This is a genomic window from Acidovorax sp. SUPP2825 (genome assembly GCF_030158995.1).
Lineage (GTDB): Bacteria > Pseudomonadota > Gammaproteobacteria > Burkholderiales > Burkholderiaceae_C > Paracidovorax.
Map to the genome: position 1 here is coordinate 379,185 of NZ_BQXK01000002.1, position 20,669 is coordinate 399,853.

The following is a 20,669-nucleotide window of genomic DNA, read 5'->3' on the forward strand; positions in this document are numbered from 1 at the left end:
CCTGAGGGTTACAGGAACATGCCGCCGGACGCCTCGATGCGCTGCGCGTTGACCCAGCGGCTGCCGGGCAGCAGCAGCGAGGCGATCACGCCGCCGATGTCGTCCGGCTGGCCCACCCGGCCCAGCGCGGTCTGGGACGCGATGAAGGCGTTCATCTGCGCGTTGTCGCGCACCGCACCGCCGCCGAAGTCCGTCTCGATGGCACCCGGGGCGACCACGTTCACGGCGATGCCGCGCGGGCCGAGTTCCTTGGCCAGATAGCGGGTCAGCACTTCCACGGCGCCCTTCATGGCCGCATAGGCCGCGAACCCCGGCAGCGCGAAGCGGGCCAGGCCGGTGGACACGTTGACGATGCGCCCCCCGTCGTTCATGAGCGGCAACAACTTTTGCGTGAGGAAGAACACGCCCTTGAAATGGATGTCGACGAGCTGGTCGAACTGCGCCTCGGTCGTCTCCATGAAGCCGGCATGGATGCCGATGCCCGCGTTGTTCACCAGGAAGTCGAAGCGCTCGCGTTGCCAGCGGCTGGACAACACCTCGCGCACCTGGGCCGCGAACGCGGCGAAGCCGGCGCTCTGCGAGACGTCGAGCGGCAGGGCCACAGCGCGCCGACCCAGGCGTTCGATCTCGGCCACGGTGGCCTGGGCTTCGGCCGCCTGGCTGCGGTAGGTCAGGATCACGTCGATGCCCTGTCGGGCGATGTGCAGCGCGGCATTGCGGCCCAGGCCGCGGCTGCCGCCGGTGACCAAGGCGACGGGCGCACCGGTTTCCGGCGAGGACGCGGTGGAGGATGGGAAGGGAAGAGAAGCGGTCATGGCAGGCCTTTCAATGGGATGGCAACGGAATGCCTGGCAGTCTATTGAGCAGACGTCCTCCCATAAATCGGCAAAAATTGATCAGTTTGTTCACTCCAGAAAGACAATGAACCCCCTCGACCGCATGCTGGTGTTCGTCCGCGTGGCGGAGCTGTCCAGCTTCACCCAGGCCGCCGATGCGCTCGGCATCCCGAAAGCCGGCGCGTCGGTGGCCGTTCAGCAGCTCGAAAGCCAGCTCGGTACCCGGCTGCTGCACCGGACCACGCGGCGGGTGCAGCTCACGCAGGACGGCCAGGCCTACTACGAGCGCTGCAAGGACCTGCTGGCCGATGTGGACGAGCTGCAGTCCATGTTCCAGCAGCCCGGGGGCGAAGCGCTGCGGGGGCGGGTGCGCATCGACATGTCCACCGGCATCGCGCGCCGCGTGATCCTGCCGCAATTGCCCGAACTGCTGCAGCGCCACCCGCGCCTGGAGATCGAGATCAGCAGCACCGACCGCCGCGTGGACCTGGTGCGCGAGGGCTTCGATTGCGTGGTGCGCGTGGGCACGGTGTCGGAGCCGGGCCTGGTGGCGCGGCCGCTCGGGCAGTTGCGCATGGTCAATTGCGCCAGCCCGGGCTATGTGGCGCGGGCCGGGCAGCCGCAATCCGTGCAGGACCTGGCGCACCACCACCTGATCCACTACGTGACCACGCTGGGCGCCAAGTCCGGCGGGTTCGAGTACCTGCATGAGGGCGAAACCGTGCGCCAGACGATGGCTGGCCCCATCACCGTCAACGGGGCCGAGGCGTACCAGGCCGCCTGCCTGGCGGGGCTGGGCATCGTGCAGGCGCCGCTGATCGGGGTGCATGCGCACCTGGAGCGCGGCACGCTGGTGCAGGTGCTGCCCGACCACCCGGCCCCGCCCATGGCCTTGACCCTGCTCTATGCCCATCGCCGCCACCTGCCCCGCCGCGTGCGCGTGGTGATGGACTGGATGGCGCAGGTGATCGAGGCGCACGTGGCGCGCATTGATGCGTTCGCCTGAACCCGCATCAGGGGCTGGGGGCCAGCGGCGCGCGCGGCCTGCCCGGCGCCATGCCGTCCATCAGGAACCCAAGGCAGGCGTCCACATGCCGCCGGTACCCGACCGGATCGGTCTCCTCCACCGGCTCGGCCAGCACGCTGCGTCCGACGGCATGCAGACAGCGCGCCGCCAGGGCCGGCTCCAGCCCCTCGCGCAGGTGGCCCCGGCGTGCCGCCACGGCCAGCGCAGACTCCAGGTGGCGAACGGCCGCCGCCTGGGCCACCGCCGCGCGCGGTCCCAGGCCCTCCCACCCCTCTGCCTGACCGGCTTCGCGCAGCATCCATTGCACCAGCGGCCATTGCACCGGGTCTTCACGGCACTCGCCGATCTGGTGGGCCAGGCAGCGGTGCAGCAGCGACAGGGGCTGCGCCGCGATCTGGTAAGCATCGAGGCGGGCACCGATGTCCAGCGGCCACCGCAGCCCGCCGAGCAGCTCCTGCAGCAGCGCGGTCTTGTCCGCGAAGTGCCAGTAGATCGCGCCGCGGGACACCCCCGCCTGCCGCGCCACCTCGCCCAGCCCGGCGCCTTGCACCCCATGCCGGGCGAAGGCCTGCAACGCAGCGCTGACGATGCGCGCCCGCGTCAGCTCCGCTTCGGTCTTGGTGTGCTTGGCCACGGTGGCAGGCGATCAGGCCCCGTCAGGTGCCCGGCCGGCATCAGGGTTTCGCGGTGCCGACGGCGGCCACCGGTGTTCCGGTCGATTCCACCCACCCGCCGCCGAGCGTCTTGTAGAGCGTGACGAGGTTGGTGTAGCGCGACAGCCGCGTGCCGATCAGGTTCTGCTGCGCGGTGTAGAGCGAGCGCTGCGAGTCCAGCACGGTCAGGTAGCTGTCCACCCCACGCTTGAAACGCGCATCCGACAGGCGGTAGCTGTCGGCCGTGGCGTCCACCAGCGACTGCTGGGCCTCCAGCTGGCGGCCCAGCGTGCTGCGCTGGGCCAGCGCATCGGACACCTCGCGGAACGCGGTCTGGATCGCCTTCTCGTACTGGGCCACGTCGATGTCGCGGTCGGCCCGGGCGATGTCCAGATTGGCCTGGTTGGCGCCGCCGTCGAAGATCGGCAGCGAGATCTGCGGCGCGAACGTCCAGCTGCCCGAGCCGCCCTTGAACAAGCCCGACAGGTCCGCGCTGGAGGTGCCGGCCGACGCTGTCAGGCTGATGCGCGGGTAGAAGGCGGCGCGGGCCGCACCGATGCTGGCGTTGGCGGCCCGCAAGGTGCGCTCGGCCTGCAGGATGTCCGGGCGGCGCTGCAGCAGGTCCGATGGCAGCCCGGGCGGAACCTGGGCCAGCGGGTTCGATGCGGCGCTGGCATCGCTGGGCAGGGCCTGCGGCAGCCACTCGGGCGGCACCTCGGCGCCCACCAGCAGCACCAGGGCATTGCGGTCCTGCGCCACCTGGGCGGTGTAACGCTCCACATCCACCCGGGCCGAATCCACGCTGGTCTGCGCCTGCCGCAGCGTGAGGGCCGAGGCCACGCCCAGATCGAAGCTGCGCTGGTTGAGCGCGAAGGCATTGCTCTGGTTGGCGAGCGTGTCTTGCGCCAGGCGCAGCCGGTCCTGGTCGGCCGCCAGCGTGAGGTAGGCCGACGCCACTTCGGACACCAGGCTGATGTGCGTGCTGCGGCGGGCTTCCGCCGTGGCGAAGAACTGCTCCAGTGCCTGCGCATTCAGGCTGCGCACGCGGCCGAACAGGTCCAGTTCGTAGGCGCTGAAGCCCACGGTGGCGCTGTAGCTGTGGGCCACCACGGGCCGGCCCGCGCCGGAAAGGTCTGCCGGCGTGCGGCTGCCGCTGCCGCCACCGCTGGCGTTGACGGTCGGGAACAGCGCCGCGTCCTGCACGCGGTACTGCGCACGCGCCCGCTCGATGTTGAGCGCCGCCACGCGCAGGTCGCGGTTGTTGGCGATGGCCATCTCGATCACGCGCTGCAGCGAGGGGTCGGTGAACACGTCGCGCCAGCCGATGTCGGCCACCGGCACCGCGGCGGGCGTGCCGGCATCGCCGGCGAAGGTGGAGGCTACGGGCGCGGCGGGCTGCACATAGGCCGGCATCAGGCTGCAGCCAGCCAGGGATGCGGCGGCCAGGGCCAGGGGAGCGAAGAGGAAGCGGGACATGTCAGGCACCTTCCGAAGCGGGGTGTGGCAGCGCACCGTGCGCGACCTGGGCGTTCGGGGCGGCCGGCTTGCGCCGGAACAGACCCACGATCAGCACGAAGAACAGCGGCACGAAGAAGATCGCGAGGACGGTTCCGGACAGCATGCCGCCGATCACGGCCGTGCCCAGCGCATGCTGCGCGCCCGCCCCGGCGCCACTGCCCAGCACCAGCGGCAGCACCCCCAGGATGAACGCCAGCGATGTCATCAGAATGGGGCGAAGGCGCATGCGCACCGCCTCCATGGCCGACTCGACCAGGCCTTTGCCGCCCTCGTACAGCTCCTTGGCGAACTCCACGATCAGGATGGCGTTCTTGGAAGCCAGCCCGATGGTGGTGAGCAGGCCCACCTGGAAGTACACGTCGTTCATCTTCCAGGTCAGCATGGCCCCGAGCAGCGCGCCGAACACGCCCAGCGGCACCACGAGGATCACCGAGAACGGAATCGCCCAGCTTTCATAGAGCGCCGCCAGGCACAGGAACACGATCAGGATCGACAGCGCATAGAGCAGGCCGGTCTGGCCGGTCGAGGCTTTCTCCTGGCGCGACAGCCCGGTCCACTCGAAGCCGATGCCGGGCGGCAGCTTGGCCACCGCCGCCTCGACGATCGCCAGCGCCTCGCCGCTCGATGCCGCGCCCGGCATCGCCATGCCCAGGATTTCCATGGAGGGCACGCCGTTGTAGCGCTCCAGCCGCGGCGAACCCGATGCCCAGCTGGCCTTGGCGAACGAGGTGAAGGGCACCATCGTGCCGGCGCTGTTGCGCACGTACCAGCGGTCGATGTCCTCCGGCAGCATGCGAAACGGCGCGTCGGCCTGCAGCATCACCTTCTTCACGCGCCCCTTGTCGATGAAGTCGTTGACGTAGCTGCTGCCCCAGGCGGCCGAGAACGTGTTGTTGATGTCGGCCATCGACAGCCCCAGCGCCCCGGCCTTGTGCGGATCGATCTCCAGGCGGAACTCCGGCGTGTCCTCCAGTCCGTTGGGGCGCACCGCCACCAGGCGCGGGTCCTTGGACAGCTCGCCCAGCAGCTGGTTGCGCGCCTGCATCAGCGCGGCATGGCCCAGGTTGGCGCGGTCCTGCAGCATCAGGTCGAACCCGGTGGCGTTGCCCAGTTCGGACACGGCAGGCGGCGCGAAGGCGAACACCTGCGCATCGCGGATCGTCGCGAAGAACGCACCGGCCTTTTGCGAAACGCCCGACACGCTCAGCGCCTCGCCCTTGCGCTCGTCCCAGGGCTTGAGCTTGACGAAGGCGAACCCCGTGTTCTGGCCGCTGCCGGCAAAGCTGAAGCCGGACACCGAGAACACACCCGCCACCGCATCCTTCTGGTCCTCCAGGAAATGCTTCTCCACCTGGTGGATGACCTCTTCGGTGCGCGCGTTGGCGGCACCGGGCGGCAGTTGCACCAGCACGAACATCGTGCCCTGGTCCTCGTCGGGCAGGAAGCCCGCGGGCAGCTTCATGAAGCCGAACACCACCGCCGCCAGCAACACCGCATACAGCACCATGTAGCGCCAACCCTTGCCCAGCATGTGCCGCACGATGCCCTGGTAGCCGCGGTTGCCGCGATCAAAGGCACGGTTGAACGCGCCGAAGAAGCCGGTCGTCGCCATGGCGTGGCCCTTGGGCACCGGCTTGAGCAGCGTGGCGCACAGGGCGGGCGTCAGCACCATCGCCACCAGCACCGAGAGCGTCATCGCCGAGACGATGGTGATGGAAAACTGGCGGTAGATGACCCCGGTCGAGCCGCTGAAGAACGCCATGGGCACGAACACCGCGGCCAGCACCAGGGCCACGCCGACGAGCGCTCCGGTGATCTGGCCCATCGATTTGCGCGTGGCCTCTTTGGGCGACAGTCCCTCCTCGGTCATCACCCGCTCGACGTTCTCCACCACCACGATGGCATCGTCCACCAGCAGCCCGATGGCCAGCACCATCGCGAACATGGTCAGCGTGTTGATCGTGAAGCCGAACGCCGCGAGCACGCCGAAAGTGCCCAGCAGCACCACGGGCACCGCAATGGTGGGGATCAGCGTGGCGCGGAAGTTCTGCAGGAACAGGTACATCACCAGGAACACCAGCACCACGGCCTCGACCAGGGTCCGCACCACCTCCTCAATGGAGATGCGCACGAACGGCGTGGTGTCGTAGGGCTTTTGCACCTTCATGCCGGGAGGGAAGAACTTCTGCAGTTCGTCCACCCGCGCGTCAATCGCGCGGACCGTGTCGAGGGCATTGGCGCCGGTGGCCAGCTTGATCGCCAGGCCGGCGGCCGGCTTGCCGTTGTAGCGGCCGACGGTGCTGTAGTTCTCGCTGCCCAGCTCGATGCGCGCCACATCGCGCAGCCGCACCTGCGAGCCGTTGGTCAAGGTGCGCAGCAGGATCTCCTCGAACTCCGGCGCCGTCTTCATGCGCGTCTGCGCGGTGATGGTGGCGTTGATCTGCTGGTTGCCGGCCGCGGGCAGCGCGCCCAGCTGGCCGGCCGAGACCTGCGCGTTCTGCGCCTGGATGGCGGTCTTCACGTCGAGCGGCGTGAGGCCGAAGTTGGCCAGCTTGTCCGGATCGAGCCAGACCCGCATGGCGTACTGCGAACCGAACAGGGTCGTGTCGCCCACGCCTTCCACGCGGCTGATCGCGTCCTGCACGTTGGCGGCCACGTAGTCCGACAGGTCGGAGCCGTTCATGCTGCCGTCTTCGGAGGTGAAGGCCAGCACGTTCAGGAAGTTGGTGGCCGACTTGGTCACCGTGACGCCCTGCTGCTGCACCTCTTGCGGCAGCAGCGGTGTGGCCAGCGACAGCTTGTTCTGCACCTGCACCTGGGCGGTATCGGGGTCGGTGCCGTTGTCGAACGTGAGCGTGATGGTGACCTGGCCGGACGACTCGCTGGTCGAGGCCATGTAGCTGAGCCGGTCCAGCCCCTTCATCTTCTGCTCGATGACCTGGGTGACGCTGTCCTCCAGCGTCTTGGCGGAGGCGCCGGGGTAGTTGGCCGTGATCGCCACGGCGGGCGGCGCGATGCTGGGGTACTGCGCGATCGGCAGGGTGAAGATCGAGAGGGCGCCGGCCAGCATCACGATGATGGCCAGGACCCACGCGAAGATGGGGCGGTCGATGAAAAAGCGTGCCATGGGGTTCTTTCGCGCGCGTCAGTTCGCGGGGTTGGCGGCACCCTCGGGGGCGGTGGCCTGTGCCACGGGCGCGGCCGGGGCCTTGGGTGTCCAGGGCTGCGCCTTCACCAGGGCGCCGGGCGCGGCCCGCTGCTGTCCGTCCACCACGAGCCGGTCGCCGGCCTGCAGCCCGGTGCGCACCAGCCACTGGTCACCCACCGTGCGCTCGGTCTCCAGGGCCCGCCGCTGCAGCTTGTTGTCGGCGCCGACCACATAGGCCATCGGCTTGCCGGTGCTGTCACGCGTGACGGCCTGCTGCGGCACGAGCAGGCCCTGCTCCTTCACGCCTTCCTGCAGCACGGCGCGCACGTACATGCCGGGCAGCAGATCGGCCCGCGGGTTGGGGAACACGGCGCGCAGCGTGATCGCGCCGGTGCTCTGGTCCACGGTGACGTCCGAGAACTCCAGCTTGCCTTCCAGCGGGTAGGCGCTGCCGTCTTCCAGCATCAGCCGCACCTTGGCGGCATTGGCTCCCGCCTTTTGCAGATCGCCGCGGGCCAGGGCCTGCTTGAGGCGCAGCAGCGCGGCGCTGGGCTGCGTCACGTCCACGTAGATCGGGTCCAGTTGCTGGATGGTCGCCAGCGCCGTGGCCTGGCTGGCGGTGACCAGCGCGCCCGGCGTGACGCTCGACTTGCCGATGCGGCCCGAGATGGGCGCATCGACCCGCGCATAGGCCAGGTTGATGCGGCTCGTTTCCACGTTCGCCCGGGCCGATGCCACGTCGGCCTCGCCCTGGCCCAGCGATGCGGCCGCGTCGTCGTAATCCTGCTGGCTCACGGCCTGGATGGCCACCAGTTCCTTGTAGCGGTCGGCCTTGAGCCGGGTGGTCTTGAGGCTGGCCTGGGCCTTGGCCAGGGCGGCCACGTTGCTGTCGTAGGTGGCCTGGTAGGTGGCGGGGTCGATCTGGTAGAGCGCCTCGCCGGCCTTCACATCGCTGCCCTCGCGGAACTTGCGTGCCTTCACGATGCCGCCCACCTGGGGCCGCACGTCGGCGACCTGGTAGGGCACGGTGCGGCCGGGCAATTCGGTGCTCAGCGCCACGGCCTGCGGCTGCACGGTCATCACGCCCACGATGGGCGTGCCTTGCGGCGGCGGCGGGCCGCCCGGGGGCTTGCCGCAGGCGGCGAGCAGACAGGCCATGGCAGCTGCGGCCGACAGCGTGAGCAAGGGGCGGTGAACGGGTCGCATGGGCAATCTCCAAAGAACAATGCGCCGATGATATACAAACCGTACTGTACGGTAAAGTAAATTTGACTTCGATTCTTCGCCCATCAATACTCGGACGCATGAATACAGAAAACGGAAGTCGGTAGATGCGCGTCAAGACGGAAGCCAAGCGGGACGCGATCGTGGAAATTGCCTCCCAGGTTTTTTCGGAGTCGGGGTTCGAGGGGGCGTCGATGGCGGAGATCGCCGCCCGGGTCGGGGGCTCCAAATCCACGCTGTACGGGTATTTCAGTTCCAAGGAAGAGCTGTTCCTGGAGGTCGCCATCGGCGCGGCCAAGCAGCACATCGAACTGTTCTTTCTCGCGCTCGAGCAGGACGAGAGCGAGCTGGAAACCGCGCTGAAGACCTTCGCCGAGAAGATGCTGGCCGTGATCTGCAGCGAGCCGGCCATCCAGGCCAAGCGCGCCTTCGTCGCCGAATCGGGCCGCAGCGACATCGGCAAGCGCTTCTTCGAACTGGGCCCCCACAAGGGCATTCAGGCCCTGGGTTCGTTCCTGGAAGCCCAAATGCGCAAAGGCCTGCTGCGGCAGGCCGACCCCCTGACCGCGGCGCGCCACTTCATGGCCCTGATGGAGTCGGAGACGGCCACGCCGCGCCTCTTCGGCCTGGAGGACAACCTGTCCAAGGTGAAGATGCGCCAGGCCATCGGCCGGGCCATCGACGTGTTCTTGCGCGGCTACGCGGTGGACCCGGCCGACGGCGCCTGAAGCGCCCGGCACCGCCGATCGCGGGAGCGCTCCGGCGCCCGCCGGCCCCCACCGGGCCCGGCTGGCATAAGCACATGCGCAGATGCCATAAGGCCGCGGGGCCGGTTTGCCCGACAATGTGCGGGTTTGCCCGCATGGCAGGGGGCAGCCCAGGTCGCGCAATGCGCCCATCCGCCACCGGCCCTGCCCCTGAAGGCTTCTTTCGTCTCACACCCAATCTGCACCATTTCCATGAGCGCATTCAACGAAGAACGAGTCCTTTCCGTCCACCACTGGACCGACCGCCTGTTTTCCTTCACCACCACGCGCGACCCGGCGCTGCGGTTCTCCAACGGCCACTTCACCATGATCGGCCTCAAGGTGAACGACAAGCCGCTGCTGCGGGCCTACAGCATCGCCAGCGCCAACTACGAAGAGCACCTGGAGTTCCTGTCGATCAAGGTGCCGGACGGCCCGCTGACCTCGCGCCTGCAGAACATCCAGGTGGGCGACTCCATCGTGGTGGGCAGAAAGCCCACGGGCACGCTGCTCATCGACTATCTGCTGCCCGCCAAGCGCCTGTATTTGATCTCCACGGGCACGGGCCTCGCGCCCTTCCTGTCGGTGATCCGCGACCCGGACACCTATGAGAAGTTCGAGGAAGTGGTGCTGGTGCACGGCGTGCGCCAGGTCAAGGAGCTGGCCTACCACGACTTCATCACCGAAACGCTGCCGCAGCACGAGTTCCTGGGCGAGACGGTGTCCAAGCAGCTCAAGTACTACCCCACGGTGACCCGCGAGCCGTTCCGCAACCAGGGCCGCATCAACGACCTGATCGAAAGCGGCAAGCTCTTCACCGACCTGGGCGTACCCCCGCTGGACCCGCTGGTGGACCGCGTCATGCTGTGCGGCAGCCCCGAGATGCTGGCGTCGCTCAAGGCCATCCTGGAGCACCGCGACTTCGAGGAAGGCAACACCACGAAGCCCGGCGACTTCGTGATCGAACGCGCGTTCGTCGAGAAATGAAGTGACGCGCCGGGCGCGGGTGGGCCCGGGATGGCAGAGGCCGGCCCTACCCGCGAGGCACCGGCTTCACGCAGTGCCGGCCCGTGGACAAAGCCACCCCTTCAATTGCTATTAAATTAATAGCATAATGCCCTAGTACTGATTGTGCTGGAGGCACAAAACACGGGATACCGCCCCGGTGGCCGGCGGCCCCGGAACCGCCGCCCCCAATGGCAACGGGCGGCCAAGGCCGCCCGTGGGACAGTGATGAGGCAAGGGGCCTGCGCAGGCCCCGCCGATCAGTAGCCGTTGTTGGCCACGCGCATCGACTGCGCGCCCTGCGTGTAGCCGGCCTGGCCCTGCGGCCGGTTGTCCACGCGGAAGCTGCGGCCCTCCACGCGCACCGGCGTGCCCTCGGCCACCGGCTGCGAGCGCGTGAAGGTGCGCACCGAGCCGTCATCCATGCGCACGCGCATCTGGTAGGCCGTGGTGGTGCGGGTGCGCTGCTCCACCGTGTGGCCCAGGTAGCCGCCGCCGACCGCGCCCAGCACGGTGGCCGCCGCGCGGCCCGAGCCCTTGCCCACCTGATTGCCCACGACGGCCCCCAGCACCCCACCCGCCACGGCACCCACGCCGGACGCGGGAGCGGCCTGCTGCACCGTCTGCACCGACTCGATGCGGCCGCAGGTGCTGCACACCGGCGCCTGGGCCGGCATGGCCACCGGCCGGCCGGCGTCCGCGGAGGCGTCGTACCCACCGCCCGACCCGCTGCCGTACTGCGGCGAGGCAGGGGCCCGGTTCACGATGTTCTGGGCCAGGGGCTGCGGCTGCCGTGCGGGCTGGGCGCCCGCCCGTTCATTGATGACTTCGGCCTCGGGCGTGCGCGTGGCACCGGGGGCCAGTTGCGCGACCTGCGCAGCAGACTCGGCGGGGGCGCTGCCGCCGCGCTGCTGCATGACCAGGGTGGCGCCCAATGCCAGCACGCTCACGCCCAGCGCACCCACGGCCGCCCACAGCCATTTGACGGAAGCGCCCCCGGCGGGAGCTGCGGAGGCGCCGAGCGCCGGCGCGAGGGAGGGATTGTTTCGGACGATGAGACCCATGGTGTTCTCCTTTTTCAGGTGTTTCGAAGGCAGGGTACACGCGGGTCCGCTTCACACGGCAGGGCGTTCTGTAAACGAAGTAAGTAGCTGTTTGCCCAAAGGGTTTGTGCGAATGCGCCTACCACCAGGCGCGCCGACAGGCGGTGGCGGGAATGTCGGCCACACACCACACTGGCGCCACGCATGCCATCCGGTGTGCGTGAGGAGGCACACAGATGGCTGCACAGATCCGCATCGGGGTGTCCGGCTGGCGCTATGCGCCCTGGCGGGGCGCGTTCTATCCAGAAGATCTGGTCCAGGCGAAGGAACTGGCTTTCGCATCGCACCAGTTTCCCGCGATCGAGCTGAACGGCTCGTTCTACGCGCTGCAGCGCCCGTCCAGCTACGCCCGGTGGGCGGCGGACACGCCCGAGGGCTTCGTGTTCACCGTCAAGGCGCCGCGCTACATCACCCACATCCTGCGGCTGCGCGAGGCGCGGGCGGCGGTGGCCAACTTCATGGCGTCGGGGTTGTTCGCGCTGGGCGCCAAGCTCGGTCCCATCCTGTGGCAATTGCCGCCGAGCCTGCCATTCGATGCGGCGCTGCTGGAGGACTTTCTCGCCCTGCTGCCGCACGATACCGACGCTGCCGCCACGCTCGCGCAGGCGCGGGAGGACCGCATGCACGGCCGCGAGCTGCTCCAGCCGTCCCGCCCCTGGCGCCTGCGCCATGCCCTGGAAGTGCGGCACGCCAGCTACCGCACGCCGGAGTGCATCGACCTCCTGCGACGCCACCGCGTGGCCCTGGTGGTGGCCGATACCGGCGGGCGATGGCCCGAACTGGGCGATGTGACGGCGGACTTCCTCTACCTGCGGCTGCACGGCGCGCAGCAGCTCTATGCCAGCGGCTACAGCGATGCGCAGATCGCGCAGTGGGGCGAACGCCTCCGCGCCTGGGCCCACGGCCAGGCACCGAAGGGGCTGGAGACGGCCGCGCCACCGGACACGGCACCGCGTCGGACCGGACGCGACGTGTTCTGCTTCTTCGACAACACCATGAAGATCCACGCGCCCGAGAACGCCCTGCGGCTCGCACGCTATCTGCAACTGGGCACGCACCTGCAGGCCGCCCCGCCCCGGGCCTGACACGGCGGCCCCGGTTTGCGAGTGCCCCTCGGCCGCCTCAGCGATGCCGGGCCGGCGGCCCTTCCAGGTTTTCCTCCCGCACCTCCTGGAAGGCCCGCGCGCAACTGGCGGAAAACAGCAGCACGGCCGACGAAAAGTAGATCCACATCAGCACCACCACCAGGGAGCCGGCAGCGCCATACGCCGACACCACCGCCGCGGTGGCCAGGTACAGGGCCAGCAGCTGCTTGCCCACGGTGAAGAGGATGGCGCCCACCACCGCCCCGAACACCAGGCAGATGAGCGGCGGCTTCTGCCCGCCGCCAATGCGCATCAGCCCCACGAACAGCAGCACGGCAATGCCGAAGGCGACCAATTCGTTCGCCAGCTGCAGCAGAGGGCCCGTGGCCATGGGCAGCCGCGCGCTGGCCCAGGTGGCCACCACGTGGATCACGGTGGACACCACCAGCGAGATCAGCAGCAGGAAACCGATGGCCAGCACATAGGCCAGCCCCCGCACCCGCAGCGACGCCATGCGCCACCACGCCTTCTGCTCCGGCACCGGGGTCGAATCCCGCGCCCACAGCCGCTCCAGCGCCGACTGCAGCTCCACGAACACGCCCGTGGCGCCGGACAGCAGCAGCACGAAGCCAACGATGGAAGCGATCCGCCCTTCCGACGGCGCCCGCGCGCTGGACAGCGCCAGTTGCACCACTTCGGCCACGCGGTCGCCCATGACGCCGCGCACCTGGCTGACCATGGTGCTTTCCAGGTAGGACTTGTCGATCCACCAGCCCAGCACCCCCACCAGCAGGAGCAGCACCGGCGCCAGGCTCAGCAGGCCGTAGAACGACATCGCCGCGCTCATGCGCAGGCCGTCCGCATCCAGCCAGAGATTGGCCGCCCGCACCAGCGGCATGATGGGGCTGGCGAGCGCTTTCGCGCGCTCGATCCATGGCGTGAGGAACGATGGGGACATGGCGCCCATTGCACACCAGGGCCGCGCGGCCAGGTGTCGGAACAGTTCGCCAGTCCGCCTGCAGCCTCAGCCAGCGTGGCCCATGGCAGGGTCGGACACCGAGTCCTTGCCGGTCTCGATGCGGCCGGCGAAGCGGCGCTGGAACGTGGGCGCCGCACTGCAGCGCACCACGAAGTCATACCAGTTGCCGCTGTCGCCCAGGGGCCAGGCGAGTTCCTCCACGCCGCCGGGCGCCACGCTGCGCGTCCAGGGCCCGTCGCCGCGATAGGCCCGTGCCTCGGCGGAGAACGTCATCGCGCTGCTGCTGCGGTTGTAGAGCTTGACCCGCACCTGCGGCGGCTCGCACAGCTCGTAGCAGACCTGCACCTCGGGGCCACCGGTGGCCCCCTGCTGCTGCAGGTCGCCGATGAATTCGCGGTGGTAGCCGTTGGGACCGAGCACCCACAGGTCGTACCGCCCGCCATCGGCTGCGGCGTTCCAGACGCCGCTCAGGGCCTTGCCGGCCTCCACGACGTAGCGCCGCGGAATGCGGTCGAGGTGGTTCTTGTCGTACACGTGGAACACCGCCGCCGCGGTGCCCGCTTTGCCGGTGTGGGCGAACAGCAAAGTGACCGTGCCGGCACCGGCGCTGGCCTGGGCCGTGGTGTGCAGCTCATAGGGCAGCGCCCGCGAGGGCCGCACGCCTTCGGCCTGCACCGGCAGGGCGGCATCGGCCGTGGCCTTGGGCTGGGGCAGCTTGGCAGCCTGGGCCTGCGCCGCCACCCGCGCGTCCACCGCGACCTTGTTGGTGCGGCCCGCGAGGGTCGGCAAGGTTTCGCTGTTGGGGTTGACGAAGTTGAAGCAGCTCGTCAGGTCGCCGCAGACCGCGCGGCGGTAGGGGCTGACCTGCGGCTCGGCCACGCCGAAGCGCTTTTCCAGGAACAGCAGGGTGGAGGTGTGGTCGAACACCTGCGAATTGACCCAGCCGCCCCGGCTCCAGGGCGACACCACCCACATCGGCACGCGCGGGCCCGGGCCGTAGGGCTTGCCGTCGGCCGCCGGCTGGCTCGGCGTGGCGGGCTGGAAATCGTGGTACTCCACCGCCACGTCGGCGGCGGGCAGCGTGCAGGCACCGGCCAGGCTGCCATCGGGATTGCGCGACGGTGCGGCGGGCGAAGGCAGGTGGTCGAAGAAGCCGTCGTTCTCGTCGTAGTTGATCAGCAGCACGGTCTTGCTCCAGACCTCGGGGTTGGCCGTGAGCGCGTCCAGCACCTCCTGCACGTACCAGCCGCCCTGTGCGGGGCTCGACGGCCCGGGGTGCTCGCTGTAGACCGAAGGCGGAATGATCCAAGACACCGCCGGCAGCGTGCCCTGGCGGATGTCCTCGCGGAACGTCTCCAGAAAGCCCTGCGGCATGGTGTTGCCGAAGCCCTTGGCCAACGGGCTCAGCGGATCGTCGATCCTGGCGTTGTAGAACGGCCCGGCCAGATCGACCGGCTGCGTGATGTCGGTCTTGGCGACGTAGATCGGCTTGCGGTCCGCGGGCATCTTCTCGATCTCGGCGCGCCAGTGGCGAAAGCCCATCATCTCGTTGCAGCCGAAGTTGTCGATCAGGCTCTGGTAGACCTTCCATTTCACGCCCGCTTTCTCCAGGCGGTCCGCGTAGGTGGTCCAGGTCCAGCCGTCGGTGGAGGCGCCGATGTCGTTGCCACCGTTGAACTGGTTGTTCAGGCCCGCGACACGGACCCTGGAGCCATCGATGGGGCTGACACCGTTCGGGCCGTTGGTGCCGGTCCAGTAGAAAAGCCGGTTGGCGATGGTGCCGGTGTGCATGCCGCAGTGGTAGTGGTCGCACAGCGTGAAGGCGTCGGCCAGCGCGCGCTGGAACGGCACCTCCGCCGTTTCGTAGTAGCCCATCGACAGAGGCAGCTTCGCGTCGGGCCACTGGGACATGCGCCCGTGGTCCCAGGCCGCCTGCGAGTCCAGCCAGGTGTGGGGCGTGCTGCCGGCGCGCTGCGCGTTGCCCTTGGCTTCGTCCAGGCGATAGGGCACATAGGTGCTGGGCGGCGACGTCTTGGTGTAGGTCTGGTAGAAAACGTTGCGGCCGTTGGGCGTCGGGATCGGGAAGCGGTCACCGAAGCCGCGCACGCCCTTGAAGGTGCCGAAGTACCCATCGAACGAGCGGTTCTCCATCATCAGCAGGACGACGTGCTGCACGTCCTGGATGGTGCCGGTGGCGTTGTGGGCCTCGATGGCCAGGGCGCGGCGGATGGCCGGCGGGAAGGCAGTGAGCGTGGCCGAAGCCGCGCCCACGCCGAGCGCGGTCGTGAGGAAATTGCGTTTGGAGGAATCGACGGTCATTTGGAGGAGTCTTTCTTGTCCGTGGGCGGGGTTCCGGGGGGCTACCCCGTTCAGGGCTTGGGCGCGCAGTGCGTGTCCGGACTGGCGCACGTGGCCGCCGCGGCGGGAACGGTGGCATCCGAGCCACCGCTGCCACCGCAGCCCGCCAGCAGCAGGGCAAGAAAGAGCGCGCTGGCGCCCGGCAACGGGCGGCCGATCAGAGGCAGCGGCGAGCGCTGCAGAGGGATGGTCATGGCGTGGGAAGAAGAGAAGGAATGAAGTCCTTCATTCTTCCCGCCGACTGTGGCGCCAGAGTGACGTCAGCGTGACGCTGCCGCCCGTCAGAGGTTGGGTGCGAGCAGGCGCTGCAGGATGCCTTCATCCATGCCGCGCCGCGTGGCCAGGTCGTGCACCTGGTCTTCGCCGATCTTGCCGACGTTGAAGTACTGGCTCTCGGGATGCCCGATGTAGAAGCCGCTCACGCTGGCGGCGGGCGTCATGGCCAGGCTTTCGGTGAGGCCCATGCCGATCTCGCCGCACTGCAGCACGCGGAACAGTTCGCTCTTGGCGCTGTGGTCCGGGCAGGCCGGGTAGCCGGGCGCGGGACGGATGCCCTGGTACTTCTCGGCGATCATGTCGTCGTTGCTCAACTGCTCGCCGGCCGCATAGCCCCACAGGTCGGTGCGCACGCGGTGGTGCAGGCATTCGGCAAAGGCTTCGGCCAGGCGGTCGGCCAGGCTCTTGAGCATGATGGCCGAATAGTCGTCCAGCGCATCGACGAAGGCCTGCTCTTTCTTCTCCACGCCCAGGCCCGCCGTGACGGCGAACAAGCCCGCGTAGTCGGCCACGCCGCTTTCCTTGGGCGCCACGAAGTCGGCCAGGCACCGGCTGGGCCGCGGCACGCCATCGATCACGTGCTTTTCGGTCTGCTGGCGCAGGCCGTACCAGGTCATGGCGACCTCGGTGCGCGATTCGTCGGTGTAGAACTCGATGTCGTCGCCCACGCTGTTGGCGGGGTACAGCGCCAGCACGCCGCTGGCGCTCAGCCAGCGGCCCTCCACCAGCCGGCGCAGCATGGCCTTGCCGTCGGCGAAGACGCGCGTGGCCTGCTCGCCCACCACCTCGTCGGTCAGGATCGCAGGGTACGGGCCGGCCAGGTCCCAGGTCTGGAAGAACGGGCCCCAGTCGATGTACCGGGCCAGTTCGTTGAGGTCGAAGTTCTTGAACATGCGCCGCCCCAGCAGGCGCGGCGTGGCCGGGCGGTAGGCCGACCAGTCAATGGGCGTGCGGTTGGCGCGGGCCTTCGCCAGCGGCCACAGGGGCGTCTGCTTCTTGTTGGCGTGCTGGGTGCGCACCTTGTCGTAGTCGGCGTTCAGCTCCTGCACGTAGTGGTCGGCGCCGTCGCCCAGCAGGCTCTGCGCCACGCTCACGCTGCGCGACGCATCGGGCACGTAGACCACGGGGCCTTCGTAATGCGGCGCGATCTTGACGGCGGTGTGCACGCGGCTGGTGGTGGCCCCGCCGATGAGCAGCGGGATCTTCTTGATGCGAAAGTGCTCGTCCTTCTGCATCTCGCCGGCCACGTATTGCATCTCTTCCAGGCTGGGCGTGATCAGGCCCGACAGGCCCACGATGTCCGCGCCCTCGACCTTGGCGCGCGCCAGGATCTCGTGGCACGGCACCATCACGCCCATGTTCACCACCTCGAAGTTGTTGCACTGCAGGACCACGGTGACGATGTTCTTGCCGATGTCGTGCACGTCGCCCTTCACGGTGGCGATGATGATCTTTCCCTTGCTGCGCACGTCGCGGCCGGCCAGTTCGTCCTGGCGTTTTTCTTCCTCGATGTAGGGGATCAGGTGGGCCACGGCGGACTTCATCACCCGGGCGCTCTTGACCACCTGCGGCAGGAACATCTTGCCCGCACCGAACAGGTCGCCCACCACGTTCATGCCGTCCATGAGCGGGCCTTCGATCACGTGCAGCGGCCGCCCGCCCTTGGCGACGATGGCCTGGTAGGCCTCTTCGGTGTCTTCGACGATGAAGTCGGTGATGCCGTGCACCAGCGCGTGCGACAGGCGTTCGCCCACGGTCTTCGGGTGCTCGGGCGTGCCGCGCCATTCGAGCCGCTTGCTTTCGTCCTTGGCACCGCTGCGGGCCGTCTCGGCCACCTCGACCAGGCGTTCGCCGGCATCGGGGCGGCGGTTGAGCACCACGTCTTCCACGCGATCGCGCAAGGTGGGTTCCAGGTCGTCGTACACGCCGACCATGCCCGCGTTGACGATGCCCATGTCCATGCCGGCCTGGATGGCGTGGTACAGGAACACGGTGTGGATGGCCTCGCGCACCGGGTCGTTGCCGCGGAAGCTGAAGCTCACGTTCGACACGCCGCCCGAGACCTTGGCGCCCGGCAGGTTCTGCTTGATCCAGCGCACGGCCTCGATGAAATCGACCGCGTAGTTGTTGTGCTCTTCGATGCCGGTGGCCACCGCAAAGATGTTGGGGTCGAAGATGATGTCCTCGGGCGGAAAGCCCACCTCATCGACCAGCACGCGGTAGGCCCGCTCGCAGATCTCGATCTTGCGCTCGTAGGTGTCGGCCTGACCCACCTCGTCGAAGGCCATCACCACGGCGGCGGCGCCGTAACGCTTCACGAGGCGCGCCTCGTGCTTGAACTTCTCCACGCCCTCTTTCATGGAGATGGAGTTGACGATGCCCTTGCCCTGGATGCAACGCAGGCCGGCCTCGATCACGTCCCACTTGGAGGAGTCCACCATGATCGGCACGCGCGCGATGTCGGGCTCGGAGGCGATCAGCTGCAGGAAGCGCACCATGGCCGCCTTGCTGTCGAGCATGGCCTCGTCCATGTTGATGTCGATGACCTGCGCGCCGTTCTCCACCTGCTGGCGTGCAACGGCCAGGGCCTCTTCGTACTGGCCGTTCAGGATCATGCGGGCGAAGGCCTTGGAGCCGGTGACGTTGGTGCGCTCGCCGATGTTGACGAACAGCGTGCCCTCGCCGATGGAAACCGGTTCGAGGCCCGAGAGCTTCATGGGAGGCGGGATAAGGGGGGCGGACATCAGGCTCACCTGCGCAATCGGTAGTTGGGAACAGGCGAGCGTCGTTGGACAGTGGGGCCATCGCCGCCCGAGCCTGACGCCTGGTTGAGCCGGTTGATCGGCAGGCGCTGCAACGCTCCTCGGGGGCGGCCGGATTTTACGCGCCCTGCGACCGGGCCCTCACCGCGCCCCGCCTCCCGAGCGGGTTCTCCGGACAGCGGCATGGAAAGTGCTTGGCCGCTTCCCAGGAAGGAGCCCTCCCATGCAATCGCCCTTCGATGGTGCAACGCCCAGCCTGTGGGCCGGTGAGATTCTGCAACGCCGCCGCCTGGTGTGCGGCTCCATTCTGGCCCTGGGCCTGTCGGGCCCGCTGGCGGCCGCCGAACATCGCGATCAGCTGGAACGCATCCGATCCGCCCGGGTCCTTCGCGTGGCGGTCCCGCAGGACTTCCCACCGTTCGGCTTTCCGCAGGGCAGCGAGTTGGCGGGCTTCGACATTTCCATCGCCAAGATGCTTTCGATGCACCTGGGCGTGTCGCCGCAGATGGTGCCGGTGCCCAGCGGGGACCGGCTGGCGGCACTGCTGGAAGACCGCGTCGACATCATCATCTCCAGCCTGGGCAAGACGCCCGAGCGCGAGAAAAGCATCGACTTCTCCAGTGTCTACGCCCCGACCTACCTCGGTGTCTTCAGCCAGCAGAAATTGAGCCGCGACGAATTGCTGAAACTTCCAGCCCCGGTCGTCGGAGCGGCGGAAAACAGCCTCGAGGAATCCCTGGTCCGGGCATTCCTGCCGACCGCAAAAATCCAGGGGTTCAAAGGCAGCGCCGCGTTGCTGGACGCCTATGCCGCAGGCCATTTCGAATTCTTCGCGGGTGGCAACGTGCTGGTGGAATCCATCAAGGATGTCGGTTTGCGGACCCGTGTGCACCAAGTGGCGCTCCTCAAAGAGAGCCCATGCTACATCGGCCTTCGGCAAAACGAGGCACGGCTGAAGGACGAGATCAACCGCTTTCTCGCCAACATCCGTTCGTCAGGCGCCCTCATGGTCAACGCCATGAAATGGTTCCGACAGAGCTTCTCGGCCGATATGTTCAAGTGAGCAGCACCGGAAACAACGCCCACCGCCACCCTCTGATTCAGCGCACCGGCAAGAACTGCAGGAAAGAACCGCCCACCAGCCCCTGCACATAGGTGATGGCGGCGCGACGGTACTTTTCGGTGGCCACCGCCGACAGCAGGTCGAGCCGTCCGATGATCTTGCCGAACTCGCGCTCGAAGCTCAGGTTGCGCCCCTGCGGACCGATCTCGTCGGCCAGCAGCAGCGGCTGGCCCGCCGCGGTGCGGCGCTGAGAAAGCATCCACACGGCGATCTCCACGTTGCGCGCCGCGTTGTACAGGTGCTGGGCATCCAGGCTGTCGAGCAGGAAGAACTCGATCTTTCCGTCGTGCGCGGTGATCAGCATGTCTGCCGTGGCGTAGATGAACGCCGCCACGCGGTCGCCCGCGAATTCGGGCGCCAGGGCCGCGGCCATCGCCGCGATGTCGCGCCGCCCCTGCAAGGGCGCCCAGACCCCGCCCTTCTCGATGGTGGTGCGGACCTGCTCCATGGCCTGCTCGCGGCCCACGGCGCTGGTCTTGCGCCATTCGGCAGGGTTGCGGCGGTAAAGCTTGTCCATCAGCCGGTAGAGACTGTCCAGGTTCTCGCGCATGGCCAGCGTCGCCATGCGATTCACGTCGGACTGCCCCAATTCGCTGCCATTCGCAGACGCGCCTTTGACCTCGCCATGGGGCGCAGGCGGGCTGCTGCAGCCGGACAGGGCCACCATCGCGCAACAGGATAGGAGGAGCGGAACGAAAGTCGATCGCATGGCGCCGCATTATCGACAAGGCTGGAAAGCACCCGAGGGTTCCTGAAACTGCCGAGGCATTCCTTGCGTATCTGCACCGGCCTCGCAGGATCGCCTGGGCAGGGCACCGACTGTCGG

At 68.4% G+C, this 20,669-nt stretch carries 16 protein-coding genes and 1 riboswitch; of the genes, 5 read left to right on the forward strand and 11 right to left on the reverse strand.

Annotated features, from left to right (window positions below):
* Positions 1 to 8: 8 nt before the first annotated feature.
* Positions 9 to 815, reverse strand: a complete 807-nt coding sequence (locus AVAK2825_RS04310; RefSeq protein WP_284394664.1) for an SDR family NAD(P)-dependent oxidoreductase — start codon at positions 813 to 815, stop codon at positions 9 to 11.
* A 106-nt stretch (positions 816 to 921) separates the two neighbouring features.
* On the opposite strand from AVAK2825_RS04310, the gene AVAK2825_RS04315 reads away from it, so the two are divergent.
* Positions 922 to 1,842, forward strand: coding sequence for a LysR family transcriptional regulator (locus tag AVAK2825_RS04315; RefSeq protein WP_284394665.1), 921 nt, complete (start codon positions 922 to 924; stop codon positions 1,840 to 1,842).
* A 7-nt stretch (positions 1,843 to 1,849) separates the two neighbouring features.
* On the opposite strand, the gene AVAK2825_RS04320 is transcribed toward AVAK2825_RS04315, so the two are convergent.
* The 4 genes from AVAK2825_RS04320 to AVAK2825_RS04335 are packed head-to-tail and all read right to left on the reverse strand — an operon-like array spanning position 1,850 to position 8,388.
* A complete protein-coding gene (locus tag AVAK2825_RS04320) occupies positions 1,850 to 2,497 on the reverse strand; it encodes a TetR family transcriptional regulator (RefSeq protein ID WP_284394666.1) in 648 nt (215 codons plus the stop codon).
* 40 nt (positions 2,498 to 2,537) lie between these two features.
* Entirely contained in the window at positions 2,538 to 3,992 is a 1,455-nt protein-coding gene (gene adeC, locus AVAK2825_RS04325; protein WP_284394667.1) for an AdeC/AdeK/OprM family multidrug efflux complex outer membrane factor, read from the reverse strand.
* A gap of 1 nt (position 3,993) precedes the next feature.
* A complete protein-coding gene (locus AVAK2825_RS04330; RefSeq protein WP_284394668.1) occupies positions 3,994 to 7,161 on the reverse strand; it encodes an efflux RND transporter permease subunit in 3,168 nt (1,055 codons plus the stop codon).
* Between the two features lie 18 nt (positions 7,162 to 7,179).
* Complete coding sequence (locus AVAK2825_RS04335) at positions 7,180 to 8,388, reverse strand: efflux RND transporter periplasmic adaptor subunit (RefSeq protein WP_284394669.1); 1,209 nt, start codon at positions 8,386 to 8,388, stop codon at positions 7,180 to 7,182.
* A 125-nt stretch (positions 8,389 to 8,513) separates the two neighbouring features.
* Here AVAK2825_RS04335 and AVAK2825_RS04340 point away from each other — a divergent pair, with 125 nt between their 5' ends.
* Both AVAK2825_RS04340 and AVAK2825_RS04345 read left to right on the forward strand, forming a co-directional pair.
* A complete protein-coding gene (locus AVAK2825_RS04340; protein ID WP_284394670.1) occupies positions 8,514 to 9,134 on the forward strand; it encodes a TetR/AcrR family transcriptional regulator in 621 nt (206 codons plus the stop codon).
* A gap of 231 nt (positions 9,135 to 9,365) precedes the next feature.
* On the forward strand, positions 9,366 to 10,139 hold the full coding sequence (locus tag AVAK2825_RS04345) for a ferredoxin--NADP reductase (RefSeq protein ID WP_272549805.1): 774 nt from the start codon (positions 9,366 to 9,368) through the stop codon (positions 10,137 to 10,139).
* A gap of 278 nt (positions 10,140 to 10,417) precedes the next feature.
* Here AVAK2825_RS04345 and AVAK2825_RS04350 read toward each other — a convergent pair whose 3' ends face one another.
* Positions 10,418 to 11,221, reverse strand: a complete 804-nt coding sequence (locus AVAK2825_RS04350) for an outer membrane lipoprotein (RefSeq protein ID WP_284394671.1) — start codon at positions 11,219 to 11,221, stop codon at positions 10,418 to 10,420.
* A gap of 215 nt (positions 11,222 to 11,436) precedes the next feature.
* Between AVAK2825_RS04350 and AVAK2825_RS04355 the strand changes: the two genes are divergently transcribed.
* A complete protein-coding gene (locus AVAK2825_RS04355) occupies positions 11,437 to 12,345 on the forward strand; it encodes a DUF72 domain-containing protein (RefSeq protein ID WP_284394672.1) in 909 nt (302 codons plus the stop codon).
* A 37-nt stretch (positions 12,346 to 12,382) separates the two neighbouring features.
* On the opposite strand, the gene AVAK2825_RS04360 is transcribed toward AVAK2825_RS04355, so the two are convergent.
* The 4 genes from AVAK2825_RS04360 to metH form a co-directional block, all read right to left on the reverse strand.
* The gene (locus AVAK2825_RS04360; RefSeq protein ID WP_502870480.1) at positions 12,383 to 13,303 is read right to left on the reverse strand and encodes a YihY/virulence factor BrkB family protein; all 921 of its coding nucleotides are present in this window, start codon (positions 13,301 to 13,303) and stop codon (positions 12,383 to 12,385) included.
* A 66-nt stretch (positions 13,304 to 13,369) separates the two neighbouring features.
* The gene (locus tag AVAK2825_RS04365; RefSeq protein WP_284394673.1) at positions 13,370 to 15,643 is read right to left on the reverse strand and encodes a phosphocholine-specific phospholipase C; all 2,274 of its coding nucleotides are present in this window, start codon (positions 15,641 to 15,643) and stop codon (positions 13,370 to 13,372) included.
* Between the two features lie 50 nt (positions 15,644 to 15,693).
* Positions 15,694 to 15,876, reverse strand: a complete 183-nt coding sequence (locus tag AVAK2825_RS04370) for a hypothetical protein (protein WP_284394674.1) — start codon at positions 15,874 to 15,876, stop codon at positions 15,694 to 15,696.
* An 87-nt stretch (positions 15,877 to 15,963) separates the two neighbouring features.
* The gene (gene metH / locus AVAK2825_RS04375) at positions 15,964 to 18,720 is read right to left on the reverse strand and encodes a methionine synthase (protein ID WP_284394759.1); all 2,757 of its coding nucleotides are present in this window, start codon (positions 18,718 to 18,720) and stop codon (positions 15,964 to 15,966) included.
* Between the two features lie 11 nt (positions 18,721 to 18,731).
* Positions 18,732 to 18,829, reverse strand: a riboswitch (S-adenosyl-L-homocysteine riboswitch).
* A gap of 114 nt (positions 18,830 to 18,943) precedes the next feature.
* On the opposite strand from metH, the gene AVAK2825_RS04380 reads away from it, so the two are divergent.
* The gene (locus AVAK2825_RS04380; protein ID WP_284394675.1) at positions 18,944 to 19,783 is read left to right on the forward strand and encodes a transporter substrate-binding domain-containing protein; all 840 of its coding nucleotides are present in this window, start codon (positions 18,944 to 18,946) and stop codon (positions 19,781 to 19,783) included.
* A gap of 37 nt (positions 19,784 to 19,820) precedes the next feature.
* Here AVAK2825_RS04380 and AVAK2825_RS04385 read toward each other — a convergent pair whose 3' ends face one another.
* On the reverse strand, positions 19,821 to 20,510 hold the full coding sequence (locus AVAK2825_RS04385; RefSeq protein WP_284394676.1) for a hypothetical protein: 690 nt from the start codon (positions 20,508 to 20,510) through the stop codon (positions 19,821 to 19,823).
* Positions 20,511 to 20,669 lie beyond the last annotated feature (159 nt).

Excerpts from the sequence above, each read along its gene's own strand:
- AVAK2825_RS04345 (WP_272549805.1), top strand. The coding sequence starts at position 9,366 with ATGAGCGCATTCAACGAAGAACGAGTCCTTTCCGTCCACCACTGGACC.
- AVAK2825_RS04370 (WP_284394674.1), bottom strand. The coding sequence starts at position 15,876 with ATGACCATCCCTCTGCAGCGCTCGCCGCTGCCTCTGATCGGCCGCCCG.
- AVAK2825_RS04340 (WP_284394670.1), top strand. The coding sequence starts at position 8,514 with ATGCGCGTCAAGACGGAAGCCAAGCGGGACGCGATCGTGGAAATTGCC.
- AVAK2825_RS04350 (WP_284394671.1), bottom strand. The coding sequence starts at position 11,221 with ATGGGTCTCATCGTCCGAAACAATCCCTCCCTCGCGCCGGCGCTCGGC.
- AVAK2825_RS04365 (WP_284394673.1), bottom strand. The coding sequence starts at position 15,643 with ATGACCGTCGATTCCTCCAAACGCAATTTCCTCACGACCGCGCTCGGC.
- AVAK2825_RS04310 (WP_284394664.1), bottom strand. The coding sequence starts at position 815 with ATGACCGCTTCTCTTCCCTTCCCATCCTCCACCGCGTCCTCGCCGGAA.
- AVAK2825_RS04360 (WP_502870480.1), bottom strand. The coding sequence starts at position 13,303 with ATGTCCCCATCGTTCCTCACGCCATGGATCGAGCGCGCGAAAGCGCTC.
- adeC (WP_284394667.1), bottom strand. The coding sequence starts at position 3,992 with ATGTCCCGCTTCCTCTTCGCTCCCCTGGCCCTGGCCGCCGCATCCCTG.
- AVAK2825_RS04385 (WP_284394676.1), bottom strand. The coding sequence starts at position 20,510 with ATGGTGGCCCTGTCCGGCTGCAGCAGCCCGCCTGCGCCCCATGGCGAG.
- AVAK2825_RS04315 (WP_284394665.1), top strand. The coding sequence starts at position 922 with ATGAACCCCCTCGACCGCATGCTGGTGTTCGTCCGCGTGGCGGAGCTG.
- AVAK2825_RS04335 (WP_284394669.1), bottom strand. The coding sequence starts at position 8,388 with ATGCGACCCGTTCACCGCCCCTTGCTCACGCTGTCGGCCGCAGCTGCC.
- AVAK2825_RS04330 (WP_284394668.1), bottom strand. The coding sequence starts at position 7,161 with ATGGCACGCTTTTTCATCGACCGCCCCATCTTCGCGTGGGTCCTGGCC.
- AVAK2825_RS04355 (WP_284394672.1), top strand. The coding sequence starts at position 11,437 with ATGGCTGCACAGATCCGCATCGGGGTGTCCGGCTGGCGCTATGCGCCC.
- AVAK2825_RS04380 (WP_284394675.1), top strand. The coding sequence starts at position 18,944 with ATGCAATCGCCCTTCGATGGTGCAACGCCCAGCCTGTGGGCCGGTGAG.